Raw genomic sequence first — 13121 nt, forward strand, 5'->3', positions numbered from 1 at the left:
GTTCAAGGACGAGGTCAGGGCGCTGGGCAAGGAGCTTGGCCTGCCCGAGAGTTTCATCGGACGCCATCCATTCCCCGGCCCGGGCCTCGCCATCCGCTGCCCCGGCGGCATCACCCGCGAAAAGCTGGAGATCCTGCGCGAAGCCGACGCCATCTATCTTGACGAGATCCGCAAAGCCGGCCTCTACGATGCCATCTGGCAGGCATTCGCCGTGCTGCTGCCGGTGCAGACGGTCGGCGTGATGGGCGACGGCCGCACCTACGAGTTCGTCTGCGCGCTGCGCGCCGTCACCTCGGTCGACGGCATGACGGCGGATTTCTACCACTACGACATGGCCTTCCTGGGGGCTGCTGCCACCCGCATCATCAACGAAGTCCGCGGCATCAACCGCGTCGTCTACGACGTGACGTCGAAGCCGCCTGGAACAATCGAGTGGGAGTAGGGGGATTAGGCGGCGATGGTGTGTTGTCGCCTCCGCTGGAGTTAGCGCTGATTGCCTGACAGCACTCAAACGTGATCGGGCACGAATGTAAAGCATCGTCGGAGCCGTTTAGAGCCTTGGCATATGACGTGCAATACGCGGGTTTGAGCGAGCGACGATGGCTCGGCTGAAAGTTGGCTCGAACGTACTTTGCGGACCGCAAGGGGCGATAACTTCTGGCAACCGATTCGGCATCGGGCAGCGCGTTGGCTGTTTCCAGGAACATCCTTGACTGGATTGCGTTTCCTATTCCGGACCTTTCCAAAACAGGGAGAACGGTGTCATGGACTGGAACCGCGTGGAAGGAAACTGGAAACAGGTGAAAGGCAAGGTCAAGGAGCAGTGGGGCAAACTCACCGATGATGACCTTGACCGCATCGCCGGCAAGCGCGATCAACTCGAAGGCAAGATCCAGGAGCGTTACGGCATCGAAAAGGACCGCGTGCGGCGCGATGTCGACGATTGGTACGGGCGGCAGGGTTGGTAGGCATGTGAGCCCCGGCTGTGGCCATTCCAGGACGCGGCCCAACAGTCCGGCAGGACCATGCGGGCGCTGAGCCTTGTCGTCGGTTGAGTTTTGCAGCAAGGATTTCGTACTGTGGCTGAAAATATCTCTCGCAAGCAGGAGCAACGGGGGACAAGAAGAATTGTCACGTGGGCGATCGCAGTTATCGCCGTGATTTTTCTTGCTCTACTGGCTATATTCGTGTTCGGCCCGTTGCTATGACTTTCATGGCGATGATTGAGCTGTCTCCGATCCGGGGATGATCGGGCACTGGTCGGGGACGCGGGCAGCGGCCACCAGTGAGCAACTATGCTTCAGGCGAGGGCATGCGGCCAGCGCTGCTTCCGCGGCCGGACGACGCCAAGGCGGCGCACCTATATCGACCGCCGTCGCGCGGCTAGCCCGTCTGCAGTGCCGGCACAAAAACCTGTTTCACAAGAATTTTGCTGAACACGATTTCGCCGGGAACATATCAGGAAAGGATTGGTTTGGTGGCGGTACACCCAACCAGGAGATCCACCATGATCGTCAAACTTCTGTCCGCCGCTGTGCTCGCGCTCACATTGGCCACATCGGCAGTGGCACAGTCGAACAGTTCCGGCTCCAACAGCGGTTCGGGCTCGAACGACGGCACCGGGGCTACGTCTGGAAATACCGGCGGCAACAGCGGCACCGGCTCTGGAACATCCGTGAATCCTTCCGATCCGAGCACTACAAATTCGACAAATTCCACAACGAAATCAGGTGGCATGACTGACCGCTGCAAAGATTCGGCAGGCAACGACATCGACAACAACACCGCGACCGGCACGACAACATCGAATGTGCAGAACTGTAATAAATGACCCGGCTCCTCAATCCGTTGCCGGACCAGTGCTTCGGCAGCGCATTGAGCGCTGAGAGCGGTAAGCGCAGATGAACCGGCAGGCCGCCAAGCAAGCGCCGCCCCAATTCTGGTGGTTGGCAGGAGCATCGGCGGCTGTCGTCATCGGTTTTGCCGTCTTCGCCAGCGGATCGGTTCGCAGCAACAGTCTGCGAGAAACCACGCTTGTGCAGGCGATCGGCGGCGACCCTCAACGAGCCATCCCGGCCATGATCCGCAACGGCTGTGGCGGATGTCACGAAATCCCGGGGGTGCCCGGCGCCCGTGGTACCGTCGGTCCCTCCCTGCGGGGCGTCGTCGAAAGAGGATATATCGGGGCATCGCGAGCCAGCCCGGATGCGATGATGCGCTGGATCAGCAGAGCGCGGGACGTAGACCCGAACACGGCCATGCCCAATACAAATCTGTCGCCTCAAGAGGCGCGCGACATCACCGCCTATCTCTATGCGCGGACATGAGGCGCACTGAACTGGTCCGACGGCGCAGGCGCCTTGCCAGCAGAAGCAGCAGCCCAAGCATCAACACGGCGGCGCACGCCACAAGTGATTGAGCCGCCAGAACCATGATTGTCTGGCCTGTTGTCGAGCCGGCCCGCATCTGGCGTATATCGGCCGCGGTAACGCTGACGTCGGGATTTCCGAACCGAGCGGTGACGTAATTTGCAAGGGCTGCCACCTGGCCATCGTCCAGCCAGCCGCCGAAGGCCGCCATCGACTTACGCCCCGCCACGTCGCCAGCTTTGACGCCTTCAAGGATGGTCATGGCGACATCCTCGGGTGTGGCCGCGCCGGGGGTGCTGTTGCGGGTCAAGGACGGATAGGATCCGTCTGACGATCCGCCTCCGTTCGCCCCATGGCATGTCGAACAGAGCGATCGATAGAGATCATCGCCGGCTGCGGTCCCGCTGCCTTGCGTCATCCCTTCGGTTCCAGCATCGCCGTCGGCCGTGGCCGCGTTACCCCATGAGAAACGCGGCTGCTTTTCGTCTCCCGATTGGGCGGGCACGTCCCTGAGATAAGCGACGATGGCCTGGATATCGTCATCGGAAAGATGTTGCAGGCTGTTCATGACCGTTTCCGCCATCGGCCCGCCCGCATAAGCCTTCCCGGGAACGGCGCCGGTTTTGAGAAATCGAGACAGCTCTTCGTTGCTCCAGTCGCCGACGCCTGCGATCTTGTCGCTGGTAATGTTGAAGGCCTGCCAGATGCCGGCGGTGCCGCCGGCAAGCTTGTGGTCTTCATCCATGCCGAACGTTGCATTCCTTGGCGTGTGGCAGGCACCGCAGTGGCCGAGCACCTCGACCAGGTAGGCTCCCCTGTTCCATGCGGCGGTCCGGTTCCGATCGGGCGTGAAACTGCCGGTATGCAGGTTCGCGAGCTTCCACAGCGCAACTGTCCAGCGCTGGTTGAATGGAAAAGGCAGGATGTTTCGCGGCTGCGGCTGCGAGATCGGCGGCTGCGCCAGGAGGTAGGTCCGGATCGCAAGCACGTCCTCGCGGCTCATCGCGGCGAAGCTGTCATAGGGCATGGCGGGATAGAGATCGGCTCCATCGCGCCTGATACCTTTCCGCACGGCCCGCACGAACTCGTCCGCGGAGTAGCGTCCAATGCCCGTGTCAGGATCAGGTGTGATGTTGGTCGAGTATACGTCGCCGAAGGGTGTCGGCACGCGATAGCCTCCAGCGAACGGGCGGCTCGGATTGGACGTGTGGCAGCCGATGCAGTCGGCCGCTCGGGTAAGGTATTCACCCTTCTGGATTTCGCTCGCCCGCAGCTCAGTGCAAAGCGGCAACGATGCCAAGACGAGCGCGACCGCCCGGGAGGTGACGGCCGGGAATGGAATGCCCGCGGCAGGCCAAGGCGGGCACCGGCGGACGGCCAATCTCCGGGTCTTTGACCTCGTCACAGTTCGCACCCGCTGAAGATCAGCCCTGCCATCAGCTGCGCCAGCAAGATGAGCGTGAACAGCGCCCCGATGCCCACGGAAGTCCTTGCAAGGAATGCGCGCGTGCGCGCCTTCCGGGGCGGAACCGTACCATGTCCGCGGTCATGAACGGCGTGCCACGACAGCAGCGCGCCTGCCAGGGCGACCGCGGCGCCTATCAACGAGAACAAGGCAGTGGGACGAAAGCCGGCATGGCATTGCCAGGATGCAATCGAATAATCGAGCTGCAGCGTTATTGCCCACGCAACTGGTCCGCTGACCAGGCCTGCCCAGGAAACGCCGGTACGGATCGCCTGCATCTCACATCCTCGGAGCCCAATAGATAACAAGATAGAGCACGACCCATGAGACGACGACGAAGTCCCAGTAGAAGGCGTTGTCCGAGACGTCGCTGAAGCGGCGGCCTGCCTTGCCTTTTTGCGTGAACATGAGAACCGCCAGGACGATCGTGTCGCCGACATCGGTAAGGAGATGCGTCGTATGCAGCCCGAGCAGGAACCAGACGATCGATCCGTAAGCGTTCTGATCCCAGGAAATCCGCAGAGCCGGAAATTCCCAGATGCGAACGATCAGCGGAAGAATGCCGACGATCGACATGACGACCATGCCAAGGCGAACTTTCGCCAGGTCCTGGCGACGTGCCCAAACCTCGATCATGTGGTTGGGCACGACGCTCGCAACCAGAATAACCAGTACTGCCGTCCCCGGCAGCAGATCTGGCGCAGGGGCCCCAATGGGCCAATGCCGGGCCAGCACGGCCAGATAGAAGTAAGTGCCTATCGCCAAGGCAAAACCGGTTGCCTCGAGGGCAATGAAGGCAAGGGTTCCCCACCACATCGGGCTCGCTGACCCGAAATCGTATGTGGGCAGGTGACTGACGTCGGCGACGGGGCGGTGCCTCATTCCTCGTCCTCCGGTTCGCCTTTCGGCCAGAACCAGCAGATAAAGCCGATCGAAACCGGGATCGCTCCCCAGACCACCGCCCACGGCGTGTATATCGAACCGAGAAATGCGCCGCCGACTGCGATGGCCGACAGCAACGGCCAGATCGAGTTGTCAGCCGATGGTACCCTTACTTGCGGCATCGCATCGGCGACCGTACCGGCGAGCACCTCGCGGGCGTCGACACGCAGACCTTCGACCACTGGGAGCACATCGGGCTCGGCCCAAAGCGGTTCGCGGTGAGTTACCACGGGCAGCCGCGAAAAATCGTAGGAGGGCGGCGGCGACGTCGTCGCCCATTCGAGCGTGCTCGCGCCCCAGGGATTGTCTCCTGCAATGCGGCCGTTGCGGAGGCTGAGAAAGAGATTCAGGAAGAAAAGCGCGAAGCCCGCGAACACCACCAGCGAAGAGAGGCTGATGAAGAGGTTCATCTCGCCCCAGCCGCTCGCCGGCGGATACGTATAAACGCGGCGCGGCATGCCTTGCAGACCGAGAATATGCATGGGGAAGAAGGTGAGATTGAACCCGAGGAAGACCAGCCAGAAATTCCAGCGGCCGAGCCTCTCGGACAGCATGCGTCCGGTGATCTTGGGAAACCAGTAATAAACGGCGCCGAGCAGGGGGAAGACGGCGCCCCCGACCAGCACATAATGGAAATGGGCAACCACGAAATAGGTGTCGTGCACCTGCAGGTCGAGCGGCACCGAGGCGACCATGACGCCGGTCAGGCCGCCGATCACAAAGGTGAAGATGAAGCCGAGAACGAAAAGCATGGGCGTGGCGAAGATCGGCCGGCCGCCCCAGATCGTCGCAATCCAGCAGAAGATCTGAACGCCGCTCGGAATGGCGATCATCATCGAGGAAGCGGTGAAGAAGCTCTCGCCGAGTTGCGGCAGGCCGGTAGCGAACATGTGGTGCACCCACAGGCCGAAGGAAAGAAAACCGATCGCGATCAACGACAGCACGATCCCGAGATAGCCGAACACCGGGCGGCGAACGAAGGTCGGCAGGATCGCGGAAACGAAGCCGGTCGCCGGAATGAAGATGATATAGACCTCGGGATGGCCGAAGAACCAGAACAGATGCTGCCACAGCAGTGCATCGCCGCCTGCTACGGGGTCGAAAAATTTTGTGCCGACCAGGCGGTCGAGGATCAGCATTGTGCTCGAGACCATCACGGCCGGCATGGCGAACAGGATGACGAAAGCCGTAACGAGGACGGACCAGACATAGAGCGGGATGCGGTCGAGCGACATGCCGGGGGCACGTTGTTTGAAAACTGTCGCGATGATCTCGACCGCTACCGCGAGGGCGGACACTTCGGTGTAGGTCACCATCTGCGCCCAGAAATCGGGGCGCTTGCCGACGCCATATTCGGGTCCGGCGAGCGGCACATAGGAAAACCAGCCGGCATCCGCACCGGTTTCGAAGGCGAAGGCGATCCAGATCATCAGCCCGCCGGAAAGATAGACCCAGTAGCTGAATGCATTGAGCCGCGGAAAGGCGACATTGCGAGTGCCGATCATCAGCGGCACCAGGTAAATGGCGAAAGCTTCCATCACCGGCACGGCAAACAGAAACATCATCGTCGTGCCGTGCATGGTGAACAGCTGGTTGTAGAGATCGGGACCGATATGGCCGGCCTCAGGCTGGGCAAGCTGGAAGCGCATGGCGAGCGCTGACAGACCCGCAAGGATGAGAAACAGGAAAGCCGTCACGATATAGCGCCGTCCGATCAGCTTGTGATCGACCGTGACCAGCCAGCCGTAGAAGCCTTTCGGCGTTCGCCAGGCATGCGCCAGAAAGGCGCGCAGTCTCACCTCTTCGAGACCGGTGTCACGGATGCCTTTCAGGGCCTCCTGAGTGTGCTCGGCCGGCTTTCCCGCAAGGCCACTCATTCGAGGCTTCCGAGATAGGTGACGACCGCGTTGAGATCGTCGGCGCTAAGGGCAATGCGCGGCATCTTGGCGCCGGGCTTTATCGACTGTGGATCGGCGATCCAGGCGGCGAGCGCGCCAGGGGTCATGGCGAGCGTATCCGCGGCCAGTGCGCGTCGGCTGGCGAGATGAGTTAGGTCAGGTCCCACCGTTCCGCTGGCAGGCGTGCCTCTTATCGTGTGGCAGAGCGCACAGCCGGTGGACAGAAATGCCTGTTGGCCGCGGCGCTCTTCGTCGCCGCCAGGCGCGGATGCGACGGCGTTTTGCCTGGATTGCCATGCTTCGAACGCTTCGCGGCTTTCCGCGATGACGGTGATGGCCATATGGGCGTGCTGATAGCCGCAGAATTCGGCACACTGGCCACGATAGATGCCGGGCTTATCGGCGACGAGTGTGAGCTCACTCGGCCGGCCCGGAATGAGATCGCGCTTGCCGGCAAGGTTCGGCACCCAGAAGCTATGAATGACATCGAGCGAATCGAGTTCGACCTTGACCGGTTCGCCAACCGGGACATGGATTTCATTTGCCGTGACGATCGATTGGGACCGATCATCTCCGGGATACCGGACCTCCCACCACCATTGGTGCCCGGTGATGCGCACGGCAAGCGTTTCCGTTCCACTCAGCGAAGCAATGGATTTGCCGGCGAAAAAACTCGCTATCGTCATCATGACGAGCACCAGAACGGTCAACGCAATGGCGCTGCCGACAGCGCGGGTAAATCGGCGCTCCTGACGAGAATCGATCTCGAGCGGCGAGCGCGTTGTCTCGGACAGGCGACGACGCAAAAGCGCTGCCGCCAGGATCAACATGACAAGCAGCCACGTGGCCACTGCGATTGCGCTGAAAGACCAGATCAGATCAAGGATTCTCCGGGCATTCGCACCGTGTGCATGGAGGGCCGATTGCTTGTCGCCGCATCCTGCCAAGGCCAATATCGGCGCTGCGCTGATCGCCCTCAAACGCCGTTGCGCGGCCGTTCCCTGAACGGTGCCAGGCAAGATTTGCCTAGGACATGTGGGGGCAAGCGACATTCGCGGTCGTGTCAGCCTGCGAGAGCTGGCCAACGGACTCATGCACCTCGCCATGAAGGATCCACCATCGTTGCCAAGGCCATAACGCGGCTGACTGAAAAAGGATGCTTGGCAACACCCCCCGGCTGAAAACCGACGCGAAGCGGTGCGGGTTAGACGATGCGCAACTGCTGGAAAGCCTGTTGCCGCGGACTGCTCGTTTGAATCCAGAAAGCGACCAGGAGCAGTGCGGCTCCGCCATAGATCAGGCCGGCGGGAATCCACATGATCAAGCCTGCAAGTTGCTGGTCCTCGAGCGGGTTGAGCCCCCATAAATCCGAGCCGATCGCATTATCCGGATACCACAGCCTGGGCGAGACGACGAGCAACACCCCGAGCAGCCCGGTGTGGAGGGAGGTGAAGAAAAGATGCATCACGGCATTGCCGCAAGCCTGCTCGCGGCCAAGGCGAGGCAGCAGCACCCACCAGAACAAAAGCCCGCTACCGAGGAAACTCGCGTGCTGGGCATAGTGCAGGAAGCCCTGCTGGAGGGCAGCCTCGAACAGCGCCGGGACATGCCAGATCCATATCGCGGCTCCGTGCAGGACGGTCGCGACCACAGGACGGCTGATGAACGCCCAGACCGCCCGAAGCGCATTTGCATGTCCAGCCACTCCGAATATCTGGCGCAGCTGTACCGGCAGGGCCCACATCATCGCCGCCGTCGGGCGGGAGGCAACCAGCAGAGGCGCTGCGACCGCCATCAGCAATTCGTGCTCGATCATGTGCGCCGCAAACACATGTTCGCTCAATGCATGGATCGGGCTTACAAAGGCGAACGCCAGGACGGACCAGCCGGCAGCAAACAGCAAGGCCTGCCGCGATCGCAAGCGACGTCCACGTCCGCTCCGTCGCCACAGCCGGCCAGCGCCGGCAACATACAGCAAAAGGATTGCCGCCAGTGGCAATGTGATGGGTAGCGCCAGAGTCCAACCAGCCTGCGGAGCGCCGTTGCCATAGCAAATCGAGGTCGAAAAGAGCGCGTCGAAGCTCATGATCCGCATCCGTCACCCGGAAGAGCGCGGGTTCATCTGGAAAGATTCAGAATGAAGCCACTGAGGCGCGCTGTTCCACCTCCCTGCGCCGCCTCTAGGCATCCATCATCGATTTCGCCGGCTCACGGGCGATATTTTCTTCTATGCGTTCGTGTCCCGGCGTCCGCGGCAGGGCCTGGCGGAAGTTCTTGGCGTAGTCTGCCGGCATTTTGGGCGGCATCAGCGGCTCATAGGCATCTACCAGCGCTTCGATCACGACAGGGCCTTGCGTGGCGAAAGCCTGGTCGAGAACCGTCTCGATCTGATCGGCCCGCTCGATGCGAAAACCCTTTGCGCCCATTGCTTCTGCCGCCTTGGCAAAATCGATCGGCTGCAATTCGCAACCGAATTGCGGGTTGCCCAGAAACATCATCTGCTCCCAGGCGATCTGATTGAGCATGTTGTTCTTGATCACCAGAACCTTGAGCGGGATCTTGTAGCGCACCGCCGTCGAGAATTCGCCGAGCTGCATGGCAAAGCCGCCATCGCCGACGATGGCGGCAATCGGTCGACCGGGAAACGCTATGCCGGCAGCGATGGCGTAGGCCAGACCGCAAGCCATCGACGCCAGCGATCCGGACACCCCAAATGCCTGGCCGCTGCGAAGATCGACATGGCGGGCGGCCAGCTCCGTATTCTGACCGGAATCCGTGGCCAGCACTGTGTCGTCCGCCAATCTTTGTCCGAACGCCCGGGCAATCGCTTGTGGCTTCAATGGTTGCGCCTGCATGTCTTCCGACTGCCGCATCATCTCGCGCCATTTTCTCATGGTCTCCTGGGAACGGCGCAGGAATTCATCGGAGGGCTTTTGCGTCAGGCGCTGGTTGAGCGCGCGCAATGTCTCGGCCGCGTCGCCGACGAGGCCGGCCTCGACCGGAAAGCGCAAGCCGATCCGTTGCGCATCGCAGTCGATCTGGACGCCACGGGCCTGTCCGGGCTGCGGGTAGTATTCGATGTAGGGGAAGGTCGAACCGACAATCAGCACCGCGTCACAGTTCTCCATCGCCTCTTGCGAAGCCAGGGTTCCAAGAATGCCGATCCCGCCGGTGGTGTAGGGATGGTCGTCCGGCAGCACCGCCTTGCCCAGCAAAGCCTTCGCGACAGGCGCCTGCAGCAGGCGCGCCGTGTGTTCGAGTTCGGCGGCCGCGCCGATGGCGCCGCGCCCGGCCAAGATCGCAACCCGCGAAGCGTCATTGAGAATGGCGGCGGCTTTGTCGAGCTCAACGTCCAGCGGTACGCTGTGACCGGCGAACATATCCTGCGGCGTGTGCGCCGGGCGATTGCGCTTGGAGCGCTTCGACGGATCACGCTCCTGCTCCTGGATGTCGCTGGCAATCGAAAGATGGGCGACGCCCTTGCGCGCCAGCGCCGTTCGGCAGGCAAGGCTGGCGACGTTTTCCATATGCGCGGCATCGGCAACATGGGCGTTATAAACGGAGACATCGTTGAACACGCGCGTCAGATCGACATCCTGTTGCGTGAACGTCTCGATCAGATCGTGGAACTGCATGCCCGTAATCGCCAGCACCGGAGCCTGGTCGAGCTTGGCGTCATAGAGGCCGGTCAGAAGATGTGTTCCGCCGGGGCCGGACGTCGCAAGGCACACGCCCAGCTTTCCTGTCCACTTGGCATATGCACATGCCATGAAGGCAGCCGACTCTTCATGCCGGACCTGAACGAAGGCAATTTTGTCGCGCCGCGTCCGCAACGCTTCCATGACCCCGTTTATGCCGTCTCCCGGCAAGCCGAACACCACCTCCACGTCCCAGGCGACGAGTGTGTCGATCAGAATTTCTGCTGCATTCGGCATGTCAGGGTAGCTCCGGGTGGATGGTGTCCGAACCGGTGAATCCCGAGTTGGTTCCTTCGTCGCAATAAATCGTGACAGGTTTCTGGGGCGATCTTCCTGGGGCGGTTTATTCGATCTGCTCGAACGTGCATTGCCGTGGCGCCTTGTCGGGGCGCCAGCGCAGCAGTTTGGTGCCATGGCGAAACCGATTGCCGGTGACGTGGTCGAAGCGGACCTCCACCACCAGTTCAGGTTCCAAAGGCTCCCATTGTCCGCTGCGCTCCGTGCTCCAGCGGCTCGGGCCGCCGGGCGCCTTGCCGGTGAATCCGGGCTCTGACCGCAGCCCTTCCAGCCGGCGCGTGAGCGCTCCTCTGTCGGTCCTGGCGATGGTCGACGTGAAGCCGACGTGATCGAGCTTGCCGTCGTCATTGTAGAGGCCGAGGAGCAGTGAGCCGACCTCACGGCTACCCGCGAGATAGCGGAAACCGCCGACAACGCAATCGGCGGTGCGCCTCGGCTTTACCTTCACCATCGCACGTTCGCCGCACAGATAATGCTCGTCGAGCACTTTGGCCACGATGCCGTCGGTCGATGCATGGCCGGCCCCGTTCAGCCATCGAGCCGCCGTCGCTGCATCATAAGTGCACTTCGACAGGCGAAGATCCGGACTGTTCGAGGAGGTCACGAAGTCCTCGATCGCTCGCCGCCTTTCGACAAGTGGTTTGCCGGTGATGACCTCGCCGCCCGGCCTGGCAAGCATGTCGAAGAGGATCAGACTGGCAGGCGTCTGCGAACTCAGTTTGCGGATTCTGCTTTGTGCCGGGTGAAGACGCATCTGCAGCGCCTCGAAGGAAAGCTCACCGTCCACCTCGATGACAATCTCGCCGTCGATGACGAAATGCCCGCGCTTGAGGTCACGCAGGATCTCCGTGATTTCCGGAAAATAGCGGCCGAGCGGCTTGCCGGATTTGGCGCGCAGGTCAACGGTGTCGTCGCTCTTGAAAGCAAGGCAGCGGAATCCGTCCCATTTAGGCTCGTACTGCCAGCGGTTCCCATCCCTTGGGATTGCATCGGCAAGCCTGGCCTCCATCGGAGACGTATCCAGCGGGAGCGGGAAGGCGTTTATCGGTTCATGCACGGATCAGGCCTCCAAAACCGGTTCAGGAACGGCTCCGGCTTTTCAACTTCCAGGACTGCACCGCGTTCCATCTGACGGGTTCATGGAGGTTCTTCACGATGGACATTTTCATTTGCCGCCGGAACCCGGTGACGGCTGGCCGCTTTGATGTCATCGGCGGCGCGAAAGGAGATGCCCATCGACCTCTCATTGTGGACAGCTTTTGTCGGAACCGTCATTCTGATGCAGGTGCCGCCAGGCCCCGACAGCATGCTGGTGATGGCCCGCGGCATCGGACACGGGCGCGGCGTGGCGTTGTTCACGGTACTCGGCATGACGCTGGGCGCCGGACTGGTGCAGCTTCCGCTGATTGCATTCGGCCTGTCTTCGCTTGTCCACGCCTCGCCGGTGGCGTTCAATCTGCTTCGATGGGCCGGGGCGGCCTATATCATGTGGCTGGGTTTCCGGCTGCTGCTTTCAGCCTCGGCAACCATTCCCACAGGTGACATCAAGGCCCTGCGGCCGCTCGCCGCCGCCCGGGAAGGAATGATCGCCAATCTGAGCAATCCCTAGCCTTTGATGTTCATGGTTGCGTTCCTGCCGCAATTTGTCGACCCGCATAGGGGCTCCGTCACGTTGCAACTGGTGCTGCTTGGCGCAACACAGAAGATAACCGGTGTGCTGGTGCTGGGAGCCTACGCCTTGGCATCGGGCGCGGTCGGCGCATGGGTCATGCGGCACCCTCGCGCAAGGCTTTGGCAGCAGCGGCTCGCCGGCTGTCTCATTATCGGCCTCGGCGTGCGGATGGTGATCGGCGGCAGTACGAGCCGCTGACTTGAAGAAATAGCTTGCCACGTCGCCTGAAGGATTGGCTTCGACACAAGCATTGTCTTCTTCAGGGGGACGGAGCATTCGCTTTGACGTTCGGCTCCGCCGCCGTTGCGGGCCGGGACCGTGTCCAGGAACAAAAAACCTGACCGGAGGTTCGAACCTCGATCTCAATGCAGCTGCAACGCTTCATCGCCATCCGATTGGAATGTTCGTCATGATTTCTTGCGTGGCCTCGGTAAAGACGCGCCTTCAATGAACAAGCCGCCTGAGAATGCTGGCCAAAGGGAAAGCAGGCGAAAAGGGGGCGACGTCGTTCGGGCTCTTGGGCTTGGCCTGATCACCGGCGCGGCCGATGACGACTGCTCGGCCATCGGTACCTACGCCAGCGCCGGAGCGCGGTTCGGCCCCGACCTGCTGTGGACGGCACCTGTCACGCTGCCGATGATGTATCTCGTCGTCTACCTTTCATCCAAACTTGGCCAGGTTTCGGGTCGCGGGCTTTTCCAGGTCATATCGGACCTCTATCCGCGTTGGCTGCTATGGTCCGTGCTGGTGGGCGTGCTGATTGGCAACACGATCGAGGGA

Annotated in this window: 14 protein-coding genes and 1 pseudogene; 7 read left to right on the forward strand and 8 right to left on the reverse strand. The window is 61.7% G+C overall.

The annotated features are described in order from the left end of the window. The 4 genes and pseudogenes from EN884_RS07360 to EN884_RS07375 all read left to right on the forward strand — a co-directional run. Window positions 1–442: pseudogene (locus tag EN884_RS07360) on the forward strand (GMP synthase (glutamine-hydrolyzing)); the annotation flags it as partial. A 322-nt stretch (window positions 443–764) separates the two neighbouring features. Next, window positions 765–968 (forward strand): CsbD family protein, encoded by a 204-nt coding sequence (locus tag EN884_RS07365; protein WP_013533227.1) that lies wholly within the window; start codon window positions 765–767, stop codon window positions 966–968. Window positions 969–1507: 539 nt separating this feature from the next. After that, window positions 1508–1831, forward strand: coding sequence for a hypothetical protein (locus tag EN884_RS07370; RefSeq protein WP_013533226.1), 324 nt, complete (start codon window positions 1508–1510; stop codon window positions 1829–1831). A gap of 70 nt (window positions 1832–1901) precedes the next feature. Further along, on the forward strand, window positions 1902–2327 hold the full coding sequence (locus EN884_RS07375; RefSeq protein ID WP_063170138.1) for a c-type cytochrome: 426 nt from the start codon (window positions 1902–1904) through the stop codon (window positions 2325–2327). Here EN884_RS07375 and EN884_RS07380 read toward each other — a convergent pair. The 8 genes from EN884_RS07380 to EN884_RS07415 form a co-directional block, all read right to left on the reverse strand. Then, window positions 2299–3537 carry a cytochrome c gene (locus EN884_RS07380; protein WP_164758121.1) on the reverse strand — a complete coding sequence of 413 codons (1239 nt, stop codon included), beginning with the start codon at window positions 3535–3537 and terminating at the stop codon, window positions 2299–2301. The two genes, EN884_RS07375 and EN884_RS07380, sit on opposite strands and share 29 nt — an antisense overlap. A 233-nt stretch (window positions 3538–3770) precedes the next feature. Continuing rightward, window positions 3771–4112, reverse strand: a complete 342-nt coding sequence (locus EN884_RS07385) for a hypothetical protein (protein WP_063170140.1) — start codon at window positions 4110–4112, stop codon at window positions 3771–3773. Between the two features lies 1 nt (window position 4113). Then, on the reverse strand, window positions 4114–4716 hold the full coding sequence (locus EN884_RS07390; RefSeq protein ID WP_013533222.1) for a cytochrome c oxidase subunit 3: 603 nt from the start codon (window positions 4714–4716) through the stop codon (window positions 4114–4116). Continuing rightward, complete coding sequence (gene ctaD / locus EN884_RS07395) at window positions 4713–6653, reverse strand: cytochrome c oxidase subunit I (RefSeq protein ID WP_063170141.1); 1941 nt, start codon at window positions 6651–6653, stop codon at window positions 4713–4715. The genes EN884_RS07390 and ctaD overlap by 4 nt, the downstream gene beginning before the upstream one ends. Continuing rightward, window positions 6650–7693 carry a cytochrome c oxidase subunit II gene (gene coxB, locus EN884_RS07400; protein WP_335915454.1) on the reverse strand — a complete coding sequence of 348 codons (1044 nt, stop codon included), beginning with the start codon at window positions 7691–7693 and terminating at the stop codon, window positions 6650–6652. Before coxB ends, ctaD begins: the two co-directional genes overlap by 4 nt. Before the next feature lie 185 nt (window positions 7694–7878). Beyond that, window positions 7879–8760: a cytochrome c oxidase assembly protein gene (locus EN884_RS07405; protein WP_063170471.1), complete on the reverse strand. Its 882-nt coding sequence runs from the start codon at window positions 8758–8760 to the stop codon at window positions 7879–7881. A 94-nt stretch (window positions 8761–8854) separates the two neighbouring features. Beyond that, the gene (locus EN884_RS07410) at window positions 8855–10609 is read right to left on the reverse strand and encodes a thiamine pyrophosphate-dependent enzyme (RefSeq protein WP_063170143.1); all 1755 of its coding nucleotides are present in this window, start codon (window positions 10607–10609) and stop codon (window positions 8855–8857) included. Between the two features lie 106 nt (window positions 10610–10715). After that, complete coding sequence (locus EN884_RS07415; protein ID WP_027164032.1) at window positions 10716–11726, reverse strand: ATP-dependent DNA ligase; 1011 nt, start codon at window positions 11724–11726, stop codon at window positions 10716–10718. A 171-nt stretch (window positions 11727–11897) separates the two neighbouring features. Here EN884_RS07415 and EN884_RS39365 point away from each other — a divergent pair, with 171 nt between their 5' ends. The 3 genes from EN884_RS39365 to EN884_RS07425 all read left to right on the forward strand — a co-directional run. Further along, entirely contained in the window at window positions 11898–12278 is a 381-nt protein-coding gene (locus EN884_RS39365) for a LysE family translocator (protein WP_244514263.1), read from the forward strand. A 6-nt stretch (window positions 12279–12284) separates the two neighbouring features. Next, window positions 12285–12539, forward strand: coding sequence for a hypothetical protein (locus EN884_RS39370; protein ID WP_244514264.1), 255 nt, complete (start codon window positions 12285–12287; stop codon window positions 12537–12539). Between the two features lie 249 nt (window positions 12540–12788). Then, a partial coding sequence (locus tag EN884_RS07425; protein ID WP_164894941.1) for a divalent metal cation transporter occupies window positions 12789–13121 on the forward strand: 333 nt, incomplete at its 3' end.

This window comes from Mesorhizobium sp. M7A.F.Ca.AU.001.01.1.1 (genome assembly GCF_004022735.1).
In the GTDB taxonomy this organism is placed as follows: domain Bacteria; phylum Pseudomonadota; class Alphaproteobacteria; order Rhizobiales; family Rhizobiaceae; genus Mesorhizobium; species Mesorhizobium ciceri.